Raw genomic sequence first — 21,659 nt, 5'->3', positions numbered from 1 at the left:
TTGCGCACCCGTTGGAAGGGAAGTGCGCATGGGTGGAGACTCTGTCGACCAGGTCGTCTTCTGGGGGGTCGTGGCGGCGCGGCTGCTGGTGCCGCTGTTCATCTTCAAGTTCCCGTTGCCGGGGATCGTCGCGTGCATGCTGCTCGACGGGGTCGACCAGACGGTCTTCCAGACCTTCACGTCGCTCGACCTCACGTACTACCAGAGCTACGACAAGGCGCTCGACATCTACTACCTGGCGCTCGCCTACGTCGCGACGATGCGCAACTGGACCAGCCGTCCGGCGTTCGAGGTGGCGCGGTTCCTGTTCTTCTACCGGCTCGTCGGGACGACGATCTTCGAGCTGACCGGTGGCGAGCACCGCTGGCTCCTGCTGATCTTCCCGAACACCTTCGAGTACTTCTTCATCTTCTACGAGATCGTGCGTCTGCGGTGGGACCCGAAGCGGTTCTCGATGCGGTGGTGGATCCTCGCGGCGGCCGCGATCTGGGTCTTCATCAAGCTCCCCCAGGAGGCCTGGATCCACGTCTTCAAGCTCGACCTCACCGACACGATGCGCGACGTCGCGTGGTTCACGCCCGCGATGGTGCTGGCGATCCTCGCGCTGGCGGCGGTGTTCTGGTTCGTCGTACGCCCGCGGCTCGCGCCGGCCGACCACACCTGGCAGGTCGCCGCGGAGCCGATCCCGGCAGAGATCGACGAGGAGCGCGAGCGTGCCGCGCTCCGGGTGGCGCGCGGCAAGGTGTTCGACGCGCGTCTCCTGGAGAAGATCGTCGTCGTGGCGCTGGTCAGCATCATCATCGCCAACATCGTCCCGAGCGTCACCGCGACGCCGGTCGAGATCGCGATCAGCTGCGCCGTGCTCATCGTGGTCAACTCGACGATCGGCCTCTGGAGCGCGCGCCGCGGTGGTGGCTGGGACTCGGTGCTGGCGACCTTCGTCGTGCTGTCGCTGGTCAACATCGGGCTGGTCTACGCGGCGAACTTCCTCGTCCCCACCAACGACGAGTTCTTCCTCGCGGCCGGCTTCTTCTTCGTCTTCCTGCTCACGCTCGTCGTGACCCTGTACGACCGCTACCGGCCGGTCCTCGACGTGCGGACGGGTGTGGTGCGCCAGGGGGAGGTAGCCTCAGCGCCGTGACCGACTCCGCGCCCTCCGCCGGCCGGGCCCCCGCCCCGACGGCCCCGGGGCTCGCTGGTCAGCGCGGTGTCCTGGTGATCGTCAGCGGGGGCACGGCGACGATGGCGCGCGGTGCCGGAGGGGGTCTCGAGGTCAGCGCCGAGGGCGTGGACGTGCTGCGCGGTGTCGTCGACGGGTGGGCGGCGGTCCACCGGGTCCCGGCCGAGCTCGTCCTCGACCTGCCCCTGCGCGACAGTGCCGAGATGGGCCCTGAGGACTGGACCCGCTGGCACCGTCAGATCCGCGCCGCGCTCCCGTCCGTGGCGGGCGTCGTCCTCGTGCACGGCACGGACAGCATGGCCTTCAGTGCCGGTGCGCTCTCGTACGCGCTGGCCGATGCGCCCCGCCCCGTCGTGCTCACCGGCGCCCAGCGCGGACCGCGCGAGCCGGGCACCGACGTCGCCGACAACCTGCGGCTCGCCCTCGACGCGGCCGTGTCGGGACCGTCGGGTGTCTCGCTCGCGTTCGCGGGCCGGATCCTCGCCGCGGCCACCGTCTGGAAGCGCTCGACGACCGACCTCGACGGCTTCGCCGGGGAGCCCGGCACCAGCACGCGACGGTCCACGCTCCTGCCGGTCGGACGCTTCCACGGGTACGACGCCGACCGCTTCGTCGCCCTCGCGACCGTCACGCTCGAGCACTGGCACGACCAGCTGACCTGGTCCCGGGAGCCGGCGGGCGTCGTGCTCCGCGTGTTCGGCGGGGGGACGGCACCCACCGACCCGCTCGCCGAGGCGCGGCTCGCAGCCCTCGCGGAGGCCAGGATCCCGGTCGTCGCGGTCAGCCAGACGCCGGCGGCAGAGGTCGACCTCGGCCGCTACGGCGCCGGGCGCGCGCTCGTCGAGGGCGGCGTGGTGAGCTGCGGCGCGATGACGGTCGAGGCGGCGTACACGAAGCTGCACTACCTGCTGGGCTGCGGCCTCCCGTACGAGGAGATCACGCAGGCCTTGGCCGAGGACCTGGTGGGAGAGTCCCGGCGCGGCTGATCGGGCGATGTCCGAAACGTCCGATTGCAATCCTTTCGTCCCTGACCCTCGGCTCGCGTGAGGCTCGTGGGTGGTGCGCCCCGACCGCTGCCATCGCCGCCGCCGTAGCGCCGGCGGGAACCCACTCACGCGAGGAGACCACCATGGCAACCACCATCGGGCACGAGACCTCCACCGGCGAGGAGCCCCAGCCGACGCCGGCGCCCGAGCCGACCACGCCGACGAAGCCGGTCCACCACGGGACGCCCCAGCGCGGCGTCGACGTGATCCCGTCGTCGTCGTTCAAGACGGGGCGCTTCGGCAGGATGTTCCGGCACCTGCCGGTGTTCGAGCACACCGCCGACGACATGACAGCCCTGGCCCAGCGCATGGTCGAGCCGGCCGGGCCGCCCGCCGCCGAGAACCCCGACATCCCGTCCGGCTACACCTACTTCGGGCAGTTCGTGGACCACGACATCACGTTCGACCCGGTGTCGAGCCTGCGGCGCCAGAACGACCCGGACGCGCTGCACAACTTCCGTACGCCGCGCTTCGACCTCGACTCCCTGTACGGACGCGGGCCGGCGGACCAGCCGTACCTCTACGACGACTCGGGACCGGTCACCAAGATGCGTCTCGGCGAGGACGTCGGCGTCGTGCCGGGCGAGACCAGCGGTGCCGGGCCGGACCTGCCCCGCAACGACCCCCGGCAGCGCGACGGTCAGGAGGTGTTCTTCGGCCGCGCCCTCATCGGGGACCCGCGCAACGACGAGAACCTGCTCGTGTCGCAGCTCCACCTGTCGATGCTGCAGTTCCACAACCGGGTCGCGGACGTGGTGGGGTCGACGACGCCGCTCACCGGTGACGACGCGTTCAAGGAGACGCAGCGTCTGGTCCGCTGGCACTACCAGTGGGTCGTCGTGCACGACTTCCTCGAGCGGATCGTCGGCAAGGCCGTCGTCGACGACATCCTCCGCACGGAGACGTACGTGTCCGACCCGAACGGGTCGACGATCGCCCTCGTACGCCCCACGTTCCAGTTCTACAAGCCCGCGAACGACGCCTACATCCCGGTCGAGTTCGCGGTGGCGGCGTACCGGTTCGGGCACTCGATGATCCGCGGTCGCTACCACATCAACGACTTCGTCCGGAACGCGCGCGGCAACCAGGGGCCGATCCCGATCTTCGGTCCCGAGCTGCCGCCCGACGAGCTGTCGAACCTCAACGGCTTCCGCCGGCTGCCTCCGCAGTGGGCGGTCGAGTGGAAGTTCCTGGTCGACATGCCGGGCTCCGGGACCACGCCGCAGGCGTCGCTGCCGATCGACACCCAGCTGGCACGGCCGCTCGCCGACCTGCCGCTGTCCGTGGCCGCGTTCCCGCCGCACGCGCTCGCCGAGCGCAACCTGCAGCGCGGCGTCGCCCTCGGTCTGCCGGCCGGCAACACCGTGGCGCGCGCCATGGGCATCGAGCCGCTGGACGCGGACACGCTCGGCATCGGCGACCTCGGGGAGGACCTGAGGATGCACCCGCCGCTGTGGTTCTACATCCTCAAGGAGGCGGAGGTCCTCGCCGAGGGCAAGACGCTCGGGCCCGTCGGCGGGCGGATCGTCGCCGAGGTGCTGCTGGGCATGCTCAACGAGGACCCGCTGTCGTACCTCAGCGTCGAGCCCAACTGGACGCCGCAGGCGCCGATGGCGCGTGACGACGGCTCGTTCGACCTGCCGCAGCTGCTGCGGTTCGCGAAGGAGGCGTGAGCCGTACGCCGGTGCGGCGACGGCTCAGGAGTGGCTGCGGACCAGCGTCCGGAAGAACGCGATGCCCCGCTCGAGGTCCTCGACGTGGAGGAGCTCGTCGGACGTGTGGATGCTGGCCCGCTGCTCCTTCGTCATCGTGAACGGCGAGAACCGGTAGACCGAGTCGCTCGACACCGCGAAGTGGCGGCTGTCGGTGGCCCCGGTCTGGACGTACGGCACGACGACCGCGTCGGGGTAGGTCTCGGCGACGGCCGTGCACAGCAGCGCGAACGCCTCGTTGTCCGTGCGCGAGACCGGTGCCGGGTCGCTGCCCTCACGCACGCTCACCGCGACCGAGTCGTCCCCGATCACCGACCGGAGGCGTTCGATCACCGAGGTCACCGTCTCGCCGACCGCGATGCGGATGTTGACGTTCGCCCACGCCCGCGACGCGATCACGTTCGCGCCGGGGCTGCCGGAGAGCTGCGTCGTCGTGGTGGTGGTGCGCACGATCGCGTTGGTCTCGGCGCCGACCTTCGACAGCACCTGGGCCAGCGGCTTGTTGACGCGGTCGGCGTTGGCCAGGACCTGGCGCAGCGGCGGGGGAGTGTGCGGCGCGATCGCGGCGAGCATCTCGACGATGGGCCGCGAGAGACGAGCGGGGAACGGGTGGTCGTCGATCCGCACGATCGCCCGCGCGAGGCGTGCGGTCGCCCCACGACGCGTCGGCGTCGACGCGTGGCCACCCGCGTCGGTCGTCTCGAGCAGGACGTCGAGCACGCCCTTCTCGCTGACGCCGATCATGGCCGTCTGCGGCTTCACTCCCGGGAACGCCCCCTGGACGACGGCGCCGCCCTCGTCGTTCACCAGCCACGGGACGACGCCTTCGGAGGTCAGGTGGGCGGCGATCGCCTTCGCGGTCTCGCCCGAGATCTCCTCGGTGTCGCCGAAGCTCAGGTAGACGTCGTGCGCCGGCACGAAGCCCTCGGCGAGGAGGGACTCGACCGCCTCCGCGACGGCGACGAGGTGACCCTTGTCGTCGAGCGCGCCGCGTCCGTGCACGGCGCCGTCGGCGATCTCGCCGCCGAACGGGTCGCGGCTCCAGTCCTCCACGACGACGGGGACGACGTCGTAGTGCGCCATCAGCACGATCGGCCGCGCGTCGGACCGCCCGCGCCAGCGGTAGAGCAGTCCGCCGCCGATCCGGGTCAGCTCGGTCTCGGCGTGCAGTCGCGGGTAGAGGTCGGCGAACGTGCGGCGGAACCGCTCGAACTCCGCCTGGTCGACCTCGTCGGCGTCGCGCGACGAGACCGTGCGGCAGCGGATCAGGGCGGACAGGTGCTCGGCGGCGCTGCTCATGGCTGCTCCTGCGGGGTGGTGGGTGTGGACACGGGTTGGTGCGAGAAGGCGCCGCGGGGGACGACGACGAGGCAGGCGGCCGCGATCAGGGCGGTCACGCCGCAGATCGCCCAGACGGTCACGTACCCGTGCAGCGGCGCGGCCGTGACGTCGGGGTCCACGGTGCCGCCCGAGGCGAGAGCGAGGGCGAACACGCTCGACGCGAAGGCGCCTCCCAGCGTCTTGGTGGTGTTGGTGAGGCCGGTGGCGACGGCGGTGCCGCCGGGCGGTGCCGCCGAGGCGGCGGCTGCGGGGAGAGCCGCGACGAGGGCACCCGAGCCGAGGCCGGCCGTCGCCATGCAGAGGACGACCTCAGGGAGCGAGTCGTGGAGCAGCAGGAGGCCGAGGTAGCCGATCCCGACCAGCGTCGCGGCGCCGATGAGCGTACGACGCGGGGTGAGGGCCGCGGACACGCGCGCGAAGAGGGCGGCGCCGACGAGCAGCGAGAGGACGTAGAGACCGATCACCGGGGCGACGCCGCTCGCGGACAGGCCGAGCCCGTAGCCGTACTCGTCGGGGTCGGTGCGCGCGAACGTCGACAGCGGGATCTGGGCACCCAGGATGCTCACCCCGAACAGCAGCGCGGTGAGCTGGACCGGCCACATCGACGACCGGCGCATCACCGCGAGGTCGATGAGCGGGTCGGGGTGGCGCTTCTCCTGGCGCACGAACGGGACGAGGAGGACGAGTCCCAGCGCGAACGTCAGCCAGGGCCACGGGGAGGCGAGCCCGTCGACGCGGACGAGCATGAGGCCACCGACCACCAGCAGCAGACTGGTGCTCAGGAGCCCGGCCCCGACCAGGTCGACCCTCCCGGCGCTGCGGTGGTGGACGTCGGGGACCCAGCGGACGACGACCAGGACGACGAGCGTCGTCGCCACCGCGGGAACGGAGAGCACCAGCACGAGGTCGCCGTCGAACACCGAGTCGAACAGCCCCGCGCTCAGGGCGCCGAAGATCGCGCCGGCCTGGAGGGCGGCCACGATGATCCCGGTCGCGCGCCGCGTCGTCGCGGCCGGGTCGGCCTCCCGCGCCGAGCGGATGTGGATCAGCGCGACCTCGAGCGGGAGCCAGACCGTGAAGATGCCCTGCGCGGCCCAGAAGACGAGGTACGACCCGAACCCGGGAGCGAACGCGATGCCCCACGTCGAGACGGCGGTGACGACGGCCGCGATCAGGAGCAGCCGGCGGTGGCCGTACAGGTCCCCGAGCTTGGACAGCACCGGCACGAGCATCGCCGAGACCAGCAGCTGCGCCGCCTCGAACCAGTTGACGTCGGCGTCGTGGATGCCGAGGTTGCGCGCGATGTCGGTCATCAGAGGCGTGTAGTAGCCCTGCAGCATGCCGCTCACGAGCTCGACGAAGAACAGCGCGCCGACGATGCCGCCGACGGCCTTGGGGGTACGCACCGGGGTCCTCCTGGGGATGCGCTCGAGCCGACGCCCGGAGCCAGACGATGCTACGTCAGCGCCCGAAGGTGCGGTCGACGAACGCCGGTGTCTCCTTCTTCGCGTTGGCGGCGCGGGCGATCGCGGTGTTCTTGGCCGCGAGCATCGCGAGCTGGAGACGGCGCTCGACCGCGAACGCCCGGCGCGGCGAGGCGTGGCGCGTGCGGTTGAGGAGCGCCTTCGACGCCGCGACCGCGTCGGGGGAGCGGGACACGATCTGGGCGATCAGCTCCTCGGCCGGGACGCCGGGGTCGTCCGCGACGCCGGACACGAGGCCGTACGCGTGGGCCGTCGACCCGTCGACCACCTCGCCGGTCATCGTGAGACGACGGGCCACGTCGCCGCCGACGAGCTCGCGCAGGCTGACCGTGCCGCTCATGTCGGGGACGAGACCCCACTTCGCCTCGAGCACCGACCACCGCGCGTCGGGCGTGCTGAACCGGAAGTCCGCGGCGGTGGCGAGCTGCAGCCCGGCGCCGTAGCAGTAGCCGTGCACGACGGCGACGACCGGAACCGGCAGCTCCCGCCAGGTCCAGACCGCGTGCTGGAAGAGGTTCTGGCCGCGCAGCGGGTTCGGGACGAACGAGCGGGCGATCGTCGCGGGGCTGCGCATCACCGACCCGAAGTCGAGACCGGCGCAGAACGCGTCGCCCGCGCCGCGCAGGACGACCGCACGGACGCTGCGGTCGGCGCGCACCTCCCGGGCCGTGGAGACGAGCTCGCGCAGCATCGCGATGTCGACGCCGTTGAGCTTCTCGGGGCGGTTGAGCGTCACGGTGGCGACGGGGCCGGCGATGTCGAGGAGGACGCGAGGTTCAGGCATGGCGCACATGTTACTCAGCGGTAGCGGGCCGGTGTCGCCTCCTGTCGTGGGGCCTGCGCGCGGCTAGCGTGGAGTGATGGCGACGCCGCGCGTGCGAGTCGGGATCTCCGGGTGGAGCTACGCGTCGTGGCGCGGCGACTTCTACCCGGCCGGGGTGCGGCAGGCGGACGAGCTCGCGTACGCCGCGGAGCGGATGACCGCCATCGAGGTCAACGCCAGCTTCTACCGGCTGCAGCGACCCACGACGTACGCGCGCTGGTACGCGGAGACTCCCCGCGGCTTCCGGTTCGCCGTCAAGGGCAGCCGGCTGCTCACGCACCTCCTTCGCCTGCGCAACCCCGAGGAGCCGCTGGCGACCTTCCTCGCGTCCGGCGTGCTGGTGCTGCGCGAGAAGCTCGGACCGATGCTCTGGCAGCTCCCGGCCCAGGGCGCGCCGACGCCGGACGCGCTGGACGCGTTCTGTGCCAGGCTCCCGCGCACGTACGGCGAGGCGGTGGAGCTGGCCCGCGGCCACGGGTCCCAGATCAGCGGCGAACGGGTCTGGCTCCCGGACACCGCCGAGGGATCGCAGCGGCGGCTCCAGCACGCCGTGGAGGTGCGGTCGCGCGAGGGGCTGGACGAGGTCGTGGACGTCCTGCGGCGGCACCGCGTGGCCCTCGTGGTCTCCGACGGCGCGGGTCGGTGGCCGACGGTCGAGCACCGGACCGCCTCGTTCGCCTACGTCCGGCTGCACGGGCACACCGTGCTCTACCACGGCGGCTACTCGGCGCGGCGGCTTCAGACGTGGGCCGAGCGCATCCGGGAGTGGGACGTGCCGACCTGGGTGTTCTTCGACAACGACGCCGACGGGCGGGCGCCGTACGACGCGGTGGCGCTGTCGCGGCTGGTGTCCTGACCGGGCCGTCCAGTAGCGTCCGTCACCCACCCGCGCGGTCGCGCCGCGTACGCCGGTTCCAGGAGATCCCGTGGCCCGACTGTCGCTCCTCGTCGTGCTGCTCGGCCTGCTCGTCGCCGGGTGCGGCGACGGACCCGCGGCCGTCCCGCTCGGCGGTGCCTCGGTCGCGCCGTCGACCGTCGAGCGTCCGTGGGGCACGGTGAGGACCTTCCCTACGCTGCAGCGGGCGGAGATCCCGCGAGAGGCCGACATGGTCTTCGCCGCCGAGATGGTCGTGCACCATCGGCAGGCCCTCGACCTCACCCGCAACCTCCTCGTGCACGAGGGCGTCGACGAGCGGGTCGCGGCCGCCGCACGCTTCATCGAGCAGGACCAGCGCGCCGAGATCACCACGATGCAGAGGTGGATCGACTCCTGGACGACCTCCCTCCCCGAGCTCGCGCACCACGTCCACGCCCACGGCGCCGGGAGCATGCCGGGGATGGTGCCGCAGGCCGAGGTCGATCGGCTCCGGTCGCTCGAGACGCCCGAGGCAGAGGCCTCCTTCCTCCGGCTCATGGTCGAGCACCACGAAGGCGCGATCGCGATGTCGGAGGACTACCTCGGGAACGACCACAACAGCTTCACCCGGAGCATCGCCCGGCACGTCGTCCGCGAGCAGACCGTCGAGGTGACGTACCTGCTTCGCCTGATCGACGGGCGCTGAGAGGGGCGCGGGGCGGGGCCGCCCCGTACGGGGCGGCCCTCGTAGCGCGGTGGTCAGTCGCCGGCGGTGCGGGTGGCGCGGGTGCCGCGCGTGTCCCGGGTGGGTGTGTCGCCTTGTGTCGCACGCGTGGCCTGCGTCGCGCCCGTGGCCCGCGTGCTGGTCGCCTGCGTGGCAGCGGTGGCCCGCGTGCTCGTCACCTGGCTCGCGCGCGTCGCGTCCGTGACGTCGTCCGGTCGGTCGTCATCATCGTCGTCCGCGACGACGACCGCGGTGTCGTCGTTGTCGAGCCGCTTGGTCACCGCCGGCTCCGAGCCGCTGCCGTCCGTGCTGGCGCTGGCCACCGACGTGGCGCCCCAGACGACGCCCCCGAGGGCGACGGACAGGCCGAGCGCTGCGACGCCGGTACGGATGAGGGTGCTGCTCATGGTGTTCTCCTCGTCGTCTGCCGGCGGTGCCGGCGCGAACTGTTGCTGACACCCCTGACTCTCGGCGGCCGGGGTGAGACCCGGGTGAGCCGCCGGTGAGAGGGGTCTCATCTGCGCCTCGGCGGCGATCGGCGTGGCGCCCTTCCGCGACCTAGAGTTCCTGGATGGACCGCCTCGACGTCCTCGCCGTCGTCCTCGCCGGCGGCAAGGGCAGCCGTCTCGCCGACCTCACCGAACGCCGGCCCAAGCCCGCACTCCCGGTCGCGGGCACCTACCGCCTGGTCGACATCGTGCTGTCCAACCTCGTGCACAGCGGTATCGACGAGGTCTGGATGATCGAGCAGTACCTGCCCGGGGCCCTCAACGCGCACCTCGCGCACGGGCGCCCCTGGGACCTGGACCGCTCGGAGGGCGGCCTGCAGGTCCTGCCGCCGTTCGAGGGCACCGAGGGGAGCGGCTTCGCCCAGGGCAACGCCGACGCGCTGGCCCGCCAGGCGGAGGCCCTGCGCGAGCGGGCGCCGGACGTCGTGCTCGTGCTGAGTGCGGACCACCTCTACACGCTCGACCTCGGCGACGTGCTCGCGACGCACACCGCGTCGGACGCCGACCTCACCGTGGTGACCACGACCGGCGTCCCGGACCCTTCGCGCCACGGCGTCGTCGAGTGCGCGGGAGACGGTCGCGTCACCGGGTTCGCGTACAAGCCGGACGAGCCCGCCACCGACGTCGTCGCCGCCGAGATCTTCGCCTACCGGACGACCACCCTGCTCGACGCGATCGGCGACCTCCTCGAGACCCACGACCAGCTCGACGACTACGGCGACCAGCTCGTCCCGTACCTCGTGGAGAACCGTCACGTGGTCGAGCACCGCCTCGACTCGTACTGGCGCGACCTCGGCACCGTCAACGGCTACTGGCGCGCGCACATGGACGTGCTGGACCGCACCGGAGTCGACCTCGAGGACCCGCGCTGGCCGATCCGAACCGCGGCGCCGGTCCGGCTGCCGGCCAGGATGACGCCCTCGGCTCGGGTTCACGAGGCCCTCGTCACGGCCGGCTGCCGCGTCGACGGGTCGGTCCGGCACAGCGTCGTCGGGCCGGACTGCGAGATCGCCGAGGGAGCGGAGGTCGTCGACAGCGTCCTCCTCGAGGGCGTGCGCGTCGGGCCGGGCATCCGTCTGGTCGGTGTCGTGGCGGACGCCGGCGCCGAGATCACCGGCGGGTCGGCTCGCGGCTCCGACGACGTCGTCACCCTCGTCGGTCCGGACGGCACGGTGTCGGGCCGCGCGCCTCGCGAGGACTGATCTCAGGCGCCGAGGACCTCGCCGAGCGCGTCGATGCCCTGGTCGAGCTCGTCCTCGGTCACGACGAGCGTCGGGGCGATCCGCAGGGTGCTCCCGTGCGTCTCCTTGCAGAGCACGCCGTGCTGCACGAGCGCGACCGCGGCCTCGCGCCCGCTCAGACCGCCGGGGGAGATGTCGATGCCGGCCCACAGCCCGCGGCCGCGCACCTCGTCGACACCGCGTCCGACCAGCCCGGCCAGCCGTCCGTGGAGGTGCTTGCCGAGCGTCGCCGAGCGCTCCTGCATCTCGCCGGTGCGCAGGAGGGCGACGACGGCCCGGCCGACCGCGCAGGCCAGCGGGTTGCCGCCGAAGGTGGATCCGTGCTGGCCGGGCCGCAGGACGCCCAGGACGTCCGCACGCCCGACGACGGCCGACACCGCGACGATGCCGCCGCCCAGCGCCTTGCCGAGGGCGGTGAGGTCCGCCGTGACGCCGTCGTGCTCGAGCGCCAGCGTCGTCCCCGTGCGTGCGAGGCCCGACTGGATCTCGTCGACCACCAGCAGGCAGCCGGCGTCGTCGGCGATCCTCCGGGCCGCGGCCAGGTAGCCCTCGGGCGGCACGACGACGCCGGCCTCGCCCTGGATCGGCTCCAGCAAGATCGCCGCCGTCCGCCCGTCGACCGCCTCGGCGAGCGCGTCGGCGTCGCCGTACGGGACCCGGACGAACCCCGGCGTGAACGGTCCGTAGCCGGTGTAGGCGTCCGGGTCGTCGGAGAACGACACGATCGTCGTGGTCCGGCCGTGGAAGTTCCCGCTCGCGACCACGATCGAGGCCGTGCCCTCCGGCACCCCCTTGACCTCGTACGCCCACTTGCGTGCGACCTTGACCGCCGACTCGACCGCCTCGGCACCGGAGTTCATCAGCAGCACCATCTCGGTGCCGGTGAGCTCCGCGAGCTCCTCGCAGAACGCGCCGAGCTGGTCGTGGTGGAACGCGCGGGACGTGAGCGTCACGCGGCCGAGCTGCTCGACCGCCGCTGCGACCAGGGCGGGGTGCCGGTGCCCGAAGTTGAGGGCCGAGTAGCCGGCGAGGAAGTCCAGGTAGCGCCGGCCTTCGACGTCGGTCACCCACGCGCCGGACGCCTCGTGGATCACCACGGGGAGCGGGTGGTAGTTGTGCGCGCTCCAGCGCTCGTCCCTCGCGACGATCTCGGCGGGTTCAGGTGCGCCATACCTCAGGCTAGGCGCTGTGGCACCCTCTCGGCACCGGTGTTCGCGTCAACTAGGCTGTCGCGCGTGAGCCCGGCGACCGATCCCGCAGCACCTGTACGCCGCTGGCGTGCCGTGCGCGCCGGCGTCGTCGCGTCCACCGCGCTGAGCGTCGCCCTGCTCGGCCACGTCGCCGGTGGCGGCGCGGTCCCGTCGACGCCCGCCGTGCTGGTCTTCGCCGCTACGGCGTCGCTCCTCTCCTACCACCTCGCCGCGCGTCGCTGGTCCGTCCGGACCCTCACCGGCCTGGTGCTCGCGGTCCAGGCCGGCGTCCACCTCTGGTGCTCCACCGCCGCCCCGGCGACGCCCGAGGCGACGACGGTCCCGGACTCCGCGATGCTGCTCGGCCACCTCGTCGCGACGGTCGCGACCGTCGCCCTGCTGCGCCGTGGCGAGGAGGCGCTCGCCGGTCTGGCCGAGCGCGTCGTCGCGCGGCCCGCCCGCCGGATCGCGTACGCCGTCGCCGCCCTCGTGGCGTCGACGTCGTCGCCCCGCACGCGCCGCCCCGCCCGGCGGGCCGTCCGCTCCGCACCGCTCCCGCTGCTCCTGCTCGGACCGACGGCCACCCGCCGTGGCCCGCCGGTGTGCGTCTGACCCCGTCACGCACCCCCATCGAGCAGAAAGCACTGTCATGAAGAAGTTCGTCCTGCGCTCCGGCATGCTCGCCGGAGCCGCAGCCCTCGTCCTCGCCGGCGTCGCCCCCGCCTCCGCGCACGTCGGCGTCGACGCGCCGGACGCCACCAAGGGCGGCTGGTCCACCCTGTCGTTCCGCGTCCCGACCGAGTCCGACACCGCCAGCACGACCGCCCTGACCGTCACCTTCCCCGAAGGCGCCGACTTCGAGTACGTCGCCACCCGGACCAAGCCCGGCTGGACCGTCACCCAGGTCGAGGGGACGTCGGTCACCTGGACCGCCGAGAAGGGCGTCGGCATCGCGCCGGGCGAGTTCGACGTCTTCGACCTGCGGGTCGGGCCGATGCCGACCGACGTCGACACCCTCGAGTTCCCCGCGACCCAGACGTACTCCGACGGCAGCACGGTCGCGTGGGACCAGCCGACCCCGGAGAGCGGCGAGGAGCCGGAGCGGCCCGCCCCGGTCGTCACGCTCGCCGAGGCCACCGAGGACGGTCACGGGGCGCACGGCGCGGACACGGCGTCCGACGACACGGCCTCCGACGAGGCAGCCGCGGACGACGCGTCCGAGGGCGTCGACGGCTGGCTCGTCGGCGGCATCGCCGTCCTGGCGCTCGCGCTCGGTGCCCTGGGGGCGAGCCTCGTCCGCCGGAGGCCGCGCAACCCATGAGCACCGCCCTCCGCAGGCTGCGCCGCGTCGCGCTCGCCTGCATCGCCGTCGTCGGGCTGCTGCTGGTCAGCAGCCCGGCGGCGGTCGGCCACGCCGTCCTCGTCTCCACCTCGCCCGAGGACGGCTCCACCGTCGCCACCCTGCCCTCCGAGATCGTCTTCACCTTCAACGAGAACGTCACGACTCCGGCGTACGTCGCGGTCGAGGCGCCGGACGGGACGAAGGTCACCGCGGGTGACGCCCGTACCGACGACACCGCGGTCCGGGCGGCGCTGACCGATGCCGGGATCGCGGGGGAGTACCGCGCCTCCTACCGCGTGGTCTCCGCCGACGGGCACCCGATCAGCGGCTCGGTGTACTTCACCGTGACCGAGGGGCGTACCGTCGAGAAGACCCGGGACGACGAGGGAGCCGACGACGCGAGCTTCCTCCACGAGCACCGCGCACACTTCCTGTGGGGCGCGGCGGGAGTCGTCGCTGCTGCGGCGCTGCTGCTGTGGCCGCGGCGCCGGGAGGAGAAGGAGGAGAAGTGATGGCCGCGCCCGCACGCTGGGCTCTCGGGGCGTTCCTCGCGACGTTCGCGACGCTGTACGTGGCGATGGTGGTCGGGGGAGCGGCGCCGGAGCCGCCCGCTCCCGGCATCCCGGACCCCGGGTCCTTCGTCGGCTGGTCGATCCCGGTCGTGAAGGTGCTGGGCGACCTCGCGGGCCTGGCGACGGCCGGGTTCCTCGTGACGGCGGCGTTCCTGCTCCCCTCCAGCGCCCACGACGTCCAGGGGTTGTCGGCCCGCGCGCTGCGTCGCGCGTCGGCCGCGGCGTTCGTGTGGGCGGGCGTCACCCTCGTCCTCTTCGCCCTGAACGCGGCCGACCTCCTCCTCATCCCGGTCGACCAGCTGTCGTGGAGCGTCCTCACGCAGTTCTTCGACGGGACCGAGCTGGGCTGGGCGCTGGTCGCGCAGGCGGTGATCGCCCTCCTCGTCGCCGTGCTCGCGCGGCGGACCTTCAGCGTGCGGGCGGCTGCGCTGCTGCTGGGTCTGGCGCTCGGCGGGTTCGTCCCCCAGGCGCTGTCCGGTCACTCGGCGGGCTCCGGGTCGCACGACCTCGCCGTCGTCAGCCTCCTGCTCCACCTCGTCGGCGCGGCGCTGTGGGTCGGCGGGCTCGCGGGCCTGGCCTGGATCGCGGTCCGGGGGAGCCGCCGGCTGCCGGCAGGCGTCGCACGCTTCTCGACGCTCGCGCTGTGGTGCGTCGCGATCATCGGCGTCTCGGGCGTCGTCAACGCGGCCACCCGCATCCAGGGCCTCGGCGACCTCGACTCGCAGTACGCGATGCTCGTGTGGGCGAAGGTCACCGCCTTCGCCGTGCTCGCGGCGTTCGGGCTCGTGCACCGGCGTCGTACGGTCGTCGCGCTCGAGCAGGCCGACGGGCTCGAGGACGAGGGCCCCGCGCACGGACGCGCCCGGTTCCTCTTCCTCAGGGTCGCCGCGGTCGAGCTGATCGTGATGGGCATGACGGTCGCGGTCGCGGTCGCGCTGTCGCGCACCCCGACGCCGCGCCCGGCCGACCTCTACCAGAGCCCGGCCGAGGCGATCCTCGGCGGTGCGATCCCACCGGAGCCGACGCTCTGGCGGCTGGTGTGGGGTTTCACCCCCAACGGTGTCGGCCTGGCGGTCGTGGGCCTCGGCCTCGCCCTGTACGTCGCGGGGCTGCGCGTCATGCGCCGCCGGGGCGACCACTGGCCGGTGGGCCGCACCCTCGCCTGGATGGCCGGCCTGGTGATGGTCGCGTGGGCCACGTTCGGCGGGCTCGGCGTCTACTCGCACGTGCTCTTCAGCGCGCACATGGTCTCGCACATGGTCCTGAGCATGGTCGCGCCGATCCTGCTCGTCCTCGGCGCGCCGGTGACGCTGGCGCTGCGGACGCTGCCCGGGCCGCGCCAGAAGGGCGACGTGTCGCCGCGCGCCATGCTCGTCTCGCTGCTGCACTCGCGGTTCGTCAAGGTCGTCACGTTCCCGCTGTTCGCGGCGGTCGTGTTCGTCGGCAGCCTGTACGGGCTCTACTTCACCCCGCTGTTCGAGATGGCGATGGAGAGCCACATCGGGCACGGGCTGATGGAGCTGCACTTCCTGGCGGCCGGATCGCTGTTCTACTACGTGATCATCGGCGTCGACCCCTCGCCGCGGCGGCTCGCGCCGCTGTGGCGGTTCGTGATCCTGCTCGTCACGATCCCGTTCCACGCGTTCTTCTCGATCGCGCTGATGGCGATGACGACGGTGATCGCCGGCGACTACTACCTGTCGCTCGGCCTGCCGTACGCGTCCGACCTGCTCGCCGACCAGTACCTCGGCGGCGGCATCGCGTGGGCGATGGGCGAGGTCCCGCTGGTGCTCGTGATGGGCGCGCTGTTCGTGCAGTGGTTCCGCTCGGACTCGCGGGAGGCGGCGCGGCTGGACCGCTCGGCGAGCAAGAACGAGGACGCCGACCTGGCGGCGTACAACGCCTACCTCGCGAGGCTCGCCGAGGGACGGCCGCCGGGCGCGGAGACGACAGGAGCCCGGACCGACCCGAAGGCCGACCGGGCTCCCGAGCGCTGACGCGGCTGGCGCCTCGTCAGCGCGCAGTCGACGTCACGGCGTGTAGAGCGTCGTGGTGTTGGTGCGTGCCGCCTCGAAGCGGGCCTGGACGTCGGCCCAGTTGACGATGTTCCACCAGGCCTTCACGTAGTCGGCCTTCACGTTCTGGTACTGCAGGTAGAACGCGTGCTCCCACATGTCGAGCATGAGCAGCGGGACCAGACCGACCGGCAGGTTGCCCTGGTGGTCGTAGAGCTGGCAGATGATCGGACGCTGACCCAGCGTCTCCCAGGCGAGGATCGACCAGCCGGAGCCCTGGATGCCGAGCGCGCTCGCCTCGAACTGGGCCCGGAACTTGTCGAACGACCCGAAGAAGTTGTCGATCGCGGACCCGAGCTCGCCGTCCGGCTTGTCGCCGCCGTCGGGGGACATGTTCGGCCAGAACACCGAGTGGTTCACGTGCCCGGCGAGGTTGAACGCGAGGTTCTTCTCGAGCAGGTTGACGGTCCCGAGCGAGTCCTTGTCGCGCGCCTCGGCCATCTGCTCCAGCGCCGTGTTGGCGCCGGTGACGTAGGCCTGGTGGTGCTTGCTGTGGTGCAGCTCCATGATCTTGCCGGAGATGTACGGCTCGAGAGCTCCGTAGTCGTACGGCAGATCGGGCAGGGTGTAGTCAGCCACGTGTCCTCCATCGATTCTCTTGAGTTGTCCTCACAGTCTCTCAGCCCTCATCCGGGTGCAAGCGCGGGGTTCACCAGGCGATCCGCGGAGCCTGCACGGCCAGCAGTTAGTCTTGGTGGCGCCCGTGAGACCCGCGTCGCCGACGCAGCCGAGTGAAGGAACCCAGTGACCGCCGCCCCGAACGCCTCGAGTGCCGAGCGTGTCCTGACGATCCCCAATGCGCTGAGCGTCCTGCGCCTGCTCGGGGTGCCGTTGTTCCTGTGGCTGGTCCTCGGTCCGGAGGCCGACGTCCTGGCGCTCGTCGTGCTGGTGATCTCGGGCGTCACCGACTACCTCGACGGCTACCTCGCGCGGCGGCTGGGGCAGACCTCCAAGGTCGGCGCGCTGCTCGACCCCATCGCCGACCGGATGTACATCCTGGCGGTCGTCTTCGGTCTCGCGATGCGCGACATCATCCCGTGGTGGCTGGCGCTCCTGCTCCCGCTGCGCGACGTGATGCTCTTCTCGCTCGTGCCGTTCCTGCGCACCCGGGGCTACAGCTCGCTGCCGGTCCACTTCCTCGGCAAGGCCGCGACCGCGGGCCTGCTGTACGCGTTCCCGCTGCTGCTCCTCGGCGACGACACCGGCACCGTCGCGGGGCTGGCCCGGGTGTTCGGGTGGGCGTTCGCGATCTGGGGCGTCGCGCTGTACTGGTGGGCCGGCCTCCTGTACGTCTGGCAGGTGCGGCGCCTGATGGCGACCGTGCCGCCGGTGAAGGCGCGCTAGGAGAGACGCGTGGCGGAGCGTCGTACGGGGGGAGCAGGTCCGGCACCGGGGGGCGTGCCGTCCGCCGACGCCACGGGCAACTCGATGACGCTCCTGCAGAACATCATCGACCGCCCCCTGGACGACGACTACTACACGCACGCCCCCCACGCGCGCACCACGCGCGGCCGCCTGGCGGCGATCGCGGTGGTCGCGTTCTTCGCACTCCTCATCACCCTCGCGGTGCTCCAGACCCGGGCGAACCGCCCGGAGGCCGAGACCGAGCGGGCGGTGCTGAGCCGCCAGATCGAGCAGCGCAAGTCCGACATCGCGACGCACCAGCAGGAGGTGTCGGAGCTGACGAGCTCGGTCTCCCGGCTGCGGCGCCAGCAGTCCGGGTCCGAGGCGCTGGCCCGGGCGCAGGAGCAGCGCGCCGTCGTCGGCACCGTCGCGGTGACCGGGCCTGCGCTGCGGGTGACGGTCGACAGCGCGCCCGACGCCGACGACCGTCCCCTCGCCCGTGTCCGGGACAAGGACCTCCAGCTCCTCGTCAACGGGCTGTGGCAGGCCGGCGCCGAGGCGATCGCGATCAACGGCAACCGGCTCACGGCGATGTCGTCGATCCGTTCGGCGGGCGAGGGCATCACGGTCAACTACCGCTCGCTCACCAGCCCGTACGTGGTGACCGCGATCGGCAACCCGCGTACGCTCCCGGGGAACTTCGTCGAGACGCCCGCCGCCCAGACGTGGACCGACCTGAGGCAGAATTTCGGCATGCGGTTCGACGTCAGCGGGCGCGACGAGGTCACGCTCCCCGCCGCACCGCGCCGGGCGTCCACGATCCGCCACGCCAAGGTGCTGGAGGTGCCGAAGAAGTGATCGCCGTCCTCGGACTCGTGGTCGGAGTCGCCCTGGGCCTCATCTTCGAGCCCACCGTGCCCGCCGGTCTCCAGCCGTACCTCCCGATCGCGGTCGTCGCCGCGCTCGACGCGGTCTTCGGCGCGATCCGCGCGTACCTCGACGGGCGCTTCGACGACAAGGTCTTCGTGGTCTCGTTCATCTCCAACGTCCTGATCGCGGCGCTCATCGTGTTCGTCGGAGACCAGCTCGGCGTCGGATCTCAGCTGTCGACCGGCGTCATCGTCGTCCTCGGCATCCGGATCTTCTCCAACGCCGCGGCGATCCGGAGGCATCTCTTCCATGCGTGAGGTGAGCCGTGCCTAGGGTGGGCCCGAGAGGAGGACAGCATGGCTGAGCCGAAGGCACCCGACTCGTCCAAGGCCTGGGCGCGCGTCAAGCACGCCCTCACGGGCCGGCCGAGCCGCGGTCAGTGGGTCGTGGCCGTGCTGTTCCTCGTGCTCGGCTTCGCCGCGGTGACACAGGTCCGCTCGACGAACGACGACGACTTCGCCGGCATGCGGCGCGACGAGCTCGTCAACCTCCTGGAGACGCTCGACAGCACCGACGAGCGGCTGACCCAGCAGCGGGCGGAGCTGTCCGCGACGCAACGGCGCCTGCAGCAGAGCTCCGAGCGCAACCAGGCCGCGATCGAGGAGACGCGCAAGGCGGCCGACACCCTCGCGCTGCTCGCCGGCACGGTCCCCGCCGTCGGACCGGGCGTCGTCATCACGGTCGACGACCCCGACCAGACGGTCGGTGCGAGCACGCTGCTCAACGCGATCGAGGAGCTTCGCGACGCCGGTGCCGAGGCGATCCAGGTCAACGGCGTGGTCCGCGTGATCGCGCAGTCGTACGTCACCGACTCGTCGGAGGGCGCGGTGCGCATCGACGGTCGCGAGGTGAAGCGGCCCTTCGTGATCGAGGCGATCGGCGACTCCCATACGCTGGACCAGGCCGTGGTGTTCCGGGGCGGGCTCGCCGACCAGGTGGAGGCGCTCGGGGGAGAGGTCACCGTCGATCAGACGGACTCTCTGGAGGTCACGGCACTGGCCGAGGAACGCGAGGCCGAGTACGCTCGGCCCGCACGTTGACGACGAGGAGCGAGCGTGATCCCCGAAGACCTCCAGTACAGCGCCGACCACGAGTGGGTCCGGCTCGACGGCGACATCGCGACGGTCGGCATCACCGACTACGCGCAGGACCAGCTCGGTGACATCGTCTACCTGTCGCTGCCGGCGGTCGGCGAGGCCGTCGAGGCGGGCGCGGTGATCGGCGAGCTCGAGTCGACGAAGTCGGTCAGCGACCTGTTCGCCCCCGTCACCGGCGAGATCGTCACGGTCAACGACGCGCTCGAGTCCAGCCCCGAGACGGTCAACTCCGACCCCTACGGACAGGGCTGGCTGATCACCGTCCGCGTGTCCGATCCGGGGGCTCTGGAAGATCTGATGGACGCCGCCGCGTACGGGGCGACGACCGAGTCCTGATCAGGCTCGCTGCCGGTCCCGTGTGTCGGTTGACCGCCCCCCGGCAGGCACGTAGGTTTCACTGCAACAGCCGTCAGCCTGAAGCACGGGTTGAGAGTAGCGAAGGGGATCCCCGCCAATGTCGCGCACGAACGAGGACGACCCGACTCCGGACGTCCCCGAGAGCCCGTCTGAGACGACGTCGACCATCTCGTTGCCCCCGACGTCGGACACCGACCTGGGGTCGGGCGGCGGGCTGAGCGCGGACGACGCGGCGGCGCTCGACGCGCTGCCGCCGGGCTCGGCGCTGCTGGTCGTCCAGCGCGGCCCGAGCGCGGGATCGCGCTTCCTGCTGGACACCGACGAGGTGTCCGCCGGGCGCCACCCCGACAGCGACATCTTCCTCGACGACGTGACCGTCTCGCGCCGCCACGCGGTGTTCCGGCGGACCGAGGAGGGCTTCACGGTGAGCGACGTCGGCAGCCTCAACGGCACCTACGTCAACCGCGACCGGATCGACGACGTGCTGCTCAACAGCCGCGACGAGGTCCAGATCGGCAAGTTCCGCCTGGTGTACTACCCGAGTGCCGCGAGGGGCGCCGCGTCGTGACCGAAGACGGCGCAGCGTGACCCAGCCCGCGCCGCATGCCGGTCGGTTGAGCATCGGGGAGGTGCTCGACGAGCTTCGCGCGGACTTCCCGGACATCTCGATCTCCAAGATCCGCTACCTCGAGACCGAGGGTCTCGTGGAGCCGGAGCGGACGCCGTCGGGATACCGCAAGTTCTCGCGCGCCGACGTCGAGCGCCTGCACCTGGTGCTGCGCGTGCAGCGCGACACGTACTGGCCGCTGAAGGTCATCCGGCAGAAGCTCGACGACCTCGACCGCGGTGTCGTCGCACCCGACGACGAGGGCACGCTCCAGGTGCCCCGGGTGATCATGTCGTCCGACGGGCTCCCGGGCCCCGACACGTTCGCGAGCAGCCCCAAGGACATCCGGTTCCGGCGCGCCGAGCTGCTGCAGGCGACCGGCATCGCCGAGGAGCTCCTCGACGCGGCCGAGCAGTACGGCCTGGTGTCGCCCTCGTCGGGCTACTTCACCGAGGCCGACGTCGTCATCGTCAAGACGCTCGGCGACCTGGCCGCCTTCGGGCTCGAGCCTCGTCACCTGCGGTCCTTCCGCTCCGCCGCCGACCGCGAGGTGGGGATGGTGGAGCAGATCGTCGAGCCGCTGCGGCGTCGTCGTGATCCCGGCTCGGCGGCACGCGCGGACGAGACCGCACGCAACGTCGCCGCCCTCTCGGTGGTCCTCCACACGATGCTCGTCAAGAACGGACTGCGTCGCCGGGGGTAGTCTGAAGTCGTGCGGGAGCTCGATGTGGTCGGCGTTCGGGTGGAGATGCCCACCAACAACCCTCTGGTGCTGCTCCGTGAGGTCTCGGGGCCGCGCTACCTACCGATCTGGATCGGTGCGGTCGAGGCGACGGCGATCGCCTTCGCCCAGCAGGGAGTGGTGCCGCCACGGCCCCTCACGCACGACCTCCTGAAGGACGTGATCGAGGCGCTCGGCGACGAGCTGACCGAGGTCCGCATCACGGAGGTCAAGGACCACGTCTTCTACGCCGTGCTCGTCTTCGCCTCCGGGGCGGAGGTCGAGGCGCGGCCGTCGGACTCGATCGCGCTCGCGCTCCGGACGGGGACGCCGATCTACTGCGACGAGGACGTGCTGACCGAGTCGTCGGTGGGGGTGCCCGACGAGGAGGAGGAAGAGGTCGAGAAGTTCCGCGAGTTCCTCGACGAGATCACTCCCGAGGACTTCGAGCAGGGAGGTTCGTGAGCCAGGACTCATCCTGGACCTGAGGTTGAGGGTCGCCCCGGCG

At 72.0% G+C, this 21,659-nt stretch carries 24 protein-coding genes; 18 read left to right on the top strand and 6 right to left on the bottom strand.

The window, feature by feature from the left end:
• Positions 1–28 precede the first annotated feature (28 nt).
• The 3 genes from ACQSSQ_RS10860 (at position 29) to ACQSSQ_RS10850 (ending at position 3,899) form a co-directional block, all read left to right on the top strand.
• Positions 29–1,141, top strand: coding sequence for a hypothetical protein (locus ACQSSQ_RS10860; RefSeq protein WP_431327096.1), 1,113 nt, complete (start codon positions 29–31; stop codon positions 1,139–1,141).
• The gene (locus ACQSSQ_RS10855) at positions 1,138–2,166 is read left to right on the top strand and encodes an asparaginase domain-containing protein (protein WP_431327095.1); all 1,029 of its coding nucleotides are present in this window, start codon (positions 1,138–1,140) and stop codon (positions 2,164–2,166) included. Before ACQSSQ_RS10860 ends, ACQSSQ_RS10855 begins: the two co-directional genes overlap by 4 nt.
• A 143-nt stretch (positions 2,167–2,309) precedes the next feature.
• Positions 2,310–3,899 (top strand): peroxidase family protein, encoded by a 1,590-nt coding sequence (locus ACQSSQ_RS10850; RefSeq protein WP_431327094.1) that lies wholly within the window; start codon positions 2,310–2,312, stop codon positions 3,897–3,899.
• Positions 3,900–3,923: 24 nt separating this feature from the next.
• On the opposite strand, the gene ACQSSQ_RS10845 is transcribed toward ACQSSQ_RS10850, so the two are convergent.
• Genes ACQSSQ_RS10845 through ACQSSQ_RS10835 form a run of 3 tightly spaced genes read right to left on the bottom strand, consistent with a single transcriptional unit; the run spans position 3,924 to position 7,547 of the window.
• The gene (locus tag ACQSSQ_RS10845) at positions 3,924–5,237 is read right to left on the bottom strand and encodes a M20/M25/M40 family metallo-hydrolase (protein WP_431327093.1); all 1,314 of its coding nucleotides are present in this window, start codon (positions 5,235–5,237) and stop codon (positions 3,924–3,926) included.
• The gene (locus tag ACQSSQ_RS10840; protein WP_431327092.1) at positions 5,234–6,685 is read right to left on the bottom strand and encodes an MFS transporter; all 1,452 of its coding nucleotides are present in this window, start codon (positions 6,683–6,685) and stop codon (positions 5,234–5,236) included. Before ACQSSQ_RS10840 ends, ACQSSQ_RS10845 begins: the two co-directional genes overlap by 4 nt.
• Before the next feature lie 55 nt (positions 6,686–6,740).
• Entirely contained in the window at positions 6,741–7,547 is an 807-nt protein-coding gene (locus tag ACQSSQ_RS10835) for a crotonase/enoyl-CoA hydratase family protein (RefSeq protein ID WP_431327091.1), read from the bottom strand.
• A 76-nt stretch (positions 7,548–7,623) separates the two neighbouring features.
• On the opposite strand from ACQSSQ_RS10835, the gene ACQSSQ_RS10830 reads away from it, so the two are divergent.
• Together ACQSSQ_RS10830 and ACQSSQ_RS10825 are read left to right on the top strand one after the other, a co-directional pair.
• Positions 7,624–8,442, top strand: coding sequence for a DUF72 domain-containing protein (locus ACQSSQ_RS10830; protein ID WP_431327090.1), 819 nt, complete (start codon positions 7,624–7,626; stop codon positions 8,440–8,442).
• Positions 8,443–8,512: 70 nt separating this feature from the next.
• Positions 8,513–9,148 carry a DUF305 domain-containing protein gene (locus ACQSSQ_RS10825; RefSeq protein WP_431327089.1) on the top strand — a complete coding sequence of 212 codons (636 nt, stop codon included), beginning with the start codon at positions 8,513–8,515 and terminating at the stop codon, positions 9,146–9,148.
• Between the two features lie 53 nt (positions 9,149–9,201).
• Here ACQSSQ_RS10825 and ACQSSQ_RS10820 read toward each other — a convergent pair whose 3' ends face one another.
• Positions 9,202–9,573 (bottom strand): hypothetical protein, encoded by a 372-nt coding sequence (locus tag ACQSSQ_RS10820; RefSeq protein WP_431327088.1) that lies wholly within the window; start codon positions 9,571–9,573, stop codon positions 9,202–9,204.
• A 164-nt stretch (positions 9,574–9,737) separates the two neighbouring features.
• Here ACQSSQ_RS10820 and ACQSSQ_RS10815 point away from each other — a divergent pair, with 164 nt between their 5' ends.
• A complete protein-coding gene (locus ACQSSQ_RS10815) occupies positions 9,738–10,877 on the top strand; it encodes a glucose-1-phosphate adenylyltransferase family protein (protein WP_431327087.1) in 1,140 nt (379 codons plus the stop codon).
• 2 nt (positions 10,878–10,879) lie between these two features.
• Here ACQSSQ_RS10815 and rocD read toward each other — a convergent pair whose 3' ends face one another.
• Complete coding sequence (gene rocD, locus ACQSSQ_RS10810; protein WP_431327984.1) at positions 10,880–12,064, bottom strand: ornithine--oxo-acid transaminase; 1,185 nt, start codon at positions 12,062–12,064, stop codon at positions 10,880–10,882.
• A gap of 87 nt (positions 12,065–12,151) precedes the next feature.
• Here rocD and ACQSSQ_RS10805 point away from each other — a divergent pair, with 87 nt between their 5' ends.
• Genes ACQSSQ_RS10805 through ACQSSQ_RS10790 form a run of 4 tightly spaced genes read left to right on the top strand, consistent with a single transcriptional unit; the run spans position 12,152 to position 16,017 of the window.
• Positions 12,152–12,718: a hypothetical protein gene (locus ACQSSQ_RS10805; protein WP_431327086.1), complete on the top strand. Its 567-nt coding sequence runs from the start codon at positions 12,152–12,154 to the stop codon at positions 12,716–12,718.
• Positions 12,719–12,755: 37 nt separating this feature from the next.
• The gene (locus tag ACQSSQ_RS10800) at positions 12,756–13,427 is read left to right on the top strand and encodes a YcnI family copper-binding membrane protein (RefSeq protein WP_431327085.1); all 672 of its coding nucleotides are present in this window, start codon (positions 12,756–12,758) and stop codon (positions 13,425–13,427) included.
• A complete protein-coding gene (locus tag ACQSSQ_RS10795) occupies positions 13,424–13,960 on the top strand; it encodes a copper resistance CopC family protein (RefSeq protein WP_431327084.1) in 537 nt (178 codons plus the stop codon). The genes ACQSSQ_RS10800 and ACQSSQ_RS10795 overlap by 4 nt, the downstream gene beginning before the upstream one ends.
• The gene (locus ACQSSQ_RS10790; protein ID WP_431327083.1) at positions 13,960–16,017 is read left to right on the top strand and encodes a bifunctional copper resistance protein CopD/cytochrome c oxidase assembly protein; all 2,058 of its coding nucleotides are present in this window, start codon (positions 13,960–13,962) and stop codon (positions 16,015–16,017) included. The genes ACQSSQ_RS10795 and ACQSSQ_RS10790 overlap by 1 nt, the downstream gene beginning before the upstream one ends.
• Before the next feature lie 33 nt (positions 16,018–16,050).
• On the opposite strand, the gene ACQSSQ_RS10785 is transcribed toward ACQSSQ_RS10790, so the two are convergent.
• Positions 16,051–16,674 carry a superoxide dismutase gene (locus ACQSSQ_RS10785; RefSeq protein ID WP_431327082.1) on the bottom strand — a complete coding sequence of 208 codons (624 nt, stop codon included), beginning with the start codon at positions 16,672–16,674 and terminating at the stop codon, positions 16,051–16,053.
• A gap of 165 nt (positions 16,675–16,839) precedes the next feature.
• Between ACQSSQ_RS10785 and clsA the strand changes: the two genes are divergently transcribed.
• From clsA to ACQSSQ_RS10745, 8 genes are all read left to right on the top strand, one after another.
• Complete coding sequence (clsA, locus tag ACQSSQ_RS10780; RefSeq protein WP_431327081.1) at positions 16,840–17,439, top strand: cardiolipin synthase ClsA; 600 nt, start codon at positions 16,840–16,842, stop codon at positions 17,437–17,439.
• A 9-nt stretch (positions 17,440–17,448) separates the two neighbouring features.
• Entirely contained in the window at positions 17,449–18,297 is an 849-nt protein-coding gene (locus ACQSSQ_RS10775; protein ID WP_431327080.1) for a DUF881 domain-containing protein, read from the top strand.
• Positions 18,294–18,626, top strand: coding sequence for a small basic family protein (locus ACQSSQ_RS10770; RefSeq protein ID WP_431327079.1), 333 nt, complete (start codon positions 18,294–18,296; stop codon positions 18,624–18,626). Before ACQSSQ_RS10775 ends, ACQSSQ_RS10770 begins: the two co-directional genes overlap by 4 nt.
• A 39-nt stretch (positions 18,627–18,665) precedes the next feature.
• A complete protein-coding gene (locus ACQSSQ_RS10765; protein ID WP_431327078.1) occupies positions 18,666–19,409 on the top strand; it encodes a DUF881 domain-containing protein in 744 nt (247 codons plus the stop codon).
• Positions 19,410–19,424: 15 nt separating this feature from the next.
• Positions 19,425–19,802: a glycine cleavage system protein GcvH gene (gene gcvH / locus ACQSSQ_RS10760; protein ID WP_431327077.1), complete on the top strand. Its 378-nt coding sequence runs from the start codon at positions 19,425–19,427 to the stop codon at positions 19,800–19,802.
• Positions 19,803–19,920: 118 nt separating this feature from the next.
• Entirely contained in the window at positions 19,921–20,391 is a 471-nt protein-coding gene (locus ACQSSQ_RS10755; RefSeq protein ID WP_431327076.1) for an FHA domain-containing protein, read from the top strand.
• Positions 20,392–20,407: 16 nt separating this feature from the next.
• Positions 20,408–21,133 (top strand): transcriptional regulator FtsR, encoded by a 726-nt coding sequence (ftsR, locus tag ACQSSQ_RS10750; RefSeq protein WP_431327075.1) that lies wholly within the window; start codon positions 20,408–20,410, stop codon positions 21,131–21,133.
• Between the two features lie 9 nt (positions 21,134–21,142).
• A complete protein-coding gene (locus ACQSSQ_RS10745; protein ID WP_431327074.1) occupies positions 21,143–21,616 on the top strand; it encodes a bifunctional nuclease family protein in 474 nt (157 codons plus the stop codon).
• The last annotated feature ends 43 nt before the right edge of the window (positions 21,617–21,659 follow it).

It is taken from the genome of Mumia spirodelae (assembly GCF_050632745.1).
Taxonomy (GTDB): Bacteria; Actinomycetota; Actinomycetes; order Propionibacteriales; family Nocardioidaceae; genus Mumia.
The sequence above is the reverse complement of the archived record's forward strand: the minus strand, read 5'-3'. Positions and strand labels throughout refer to the sequence as shown.

What these genes read in the sequence shown, in the direction of transcription:
- ACQSSQ_RS10765 (WP_431327078.1), top strand. Translation starts at nt 18,666, where the DNA reads ATGGCTGAGCCGAAGGCACCCGACTCGTCCAAGGCCTGGGCGCGCGTC.
- ACQSSQ_RS10815 (WP_431327087.1), top strand. Translation starts at nt 9,738, where the DNA reads ATGGACCGCCTCGACGTCCTCGCCGTCGTCCTCGCCGGCGGCAAGGGC.
- ACQSSQ_RS10755 (WP_431327076.1), top strand. Translation starts at nt 19,921, where the DNA reads ATGTCGCGCACGAACGAGGACGACCCGACTCCGGACGTCCCCGAGAGC.
- ACQSSQ_RS10795 (WP_431327084.1), top strand. Translation starts at nt 13,424, where the DNA reads ATGAGCACCGCCCTCCGCAGGCTGCGCCGCGTCGCGCTCGCCTGCATC.
- ACQSSQ_RS10790 (WP_431327083.1), top strand. Translation starts at nt 13,960, where the DNA reads ATGGCCGCGCCCGCACGCTGGGCTCTCGGGGCGTTCCTCGCGACGTTC.
- ACQSSQ_RS10835 (WP_431327091.1), bottom strand. Translation starts at nt 7,547, where the DNA reads ATGCCTGAACCTCGCGTCCTCCTCGACATCGCCGGCCCCGTCGCCACC.
- ACQSSQ_RS10800 (WP_431327085.1), top strand. Translation starts at nt 12,756, where the DNA reads ATGAAGAAGTTCGTCCTGCGCTCCGGCATGCTCGCCGGAGCCGCAGCC.
- ACQSSQ_RS10845 (WP_431327093.1), bottom strand. Translation starts at nt 5,237, where the DNA reads ATGAGCAGCGCCGCCGAGCACCTGTCCGCCCTGATCCGCTGCCGCACG.
- ACQSSQ_RS10860 (WP_431327096.1), top strand. Translation starts at nt 29, where the DNA reads ATGGGTGGAGACTCTGTCGACCAGGTCGTCTTCTGGGGGGTCGTGGCG.
- ACQSSQ_RS10850 (WP_431327094.1), top strand. Translation starts at nt 2,310, where the DNA reads ATGGCAACCACCATCGGGCACGAGACCTCCACCGGCGAGGAGCCCCAG.
- ACQSSQ_RS10820 (WP_431327088.1), bottom strand. Translation starts at nt 9,573, where the DNA reads ATGAGCAGCACCCTCATCCGTACCGGCGTCGCAGCGCTCGGCCTGTCC.
- ACQSSQ_RS10830 (WP_431327090.1), top strand. Translation starts at nt 7,624, where the DNA reads ATGGCGACGCCGCGCGTGCGAGTCGGGATCTCCGGGTGGAGCTACGCG.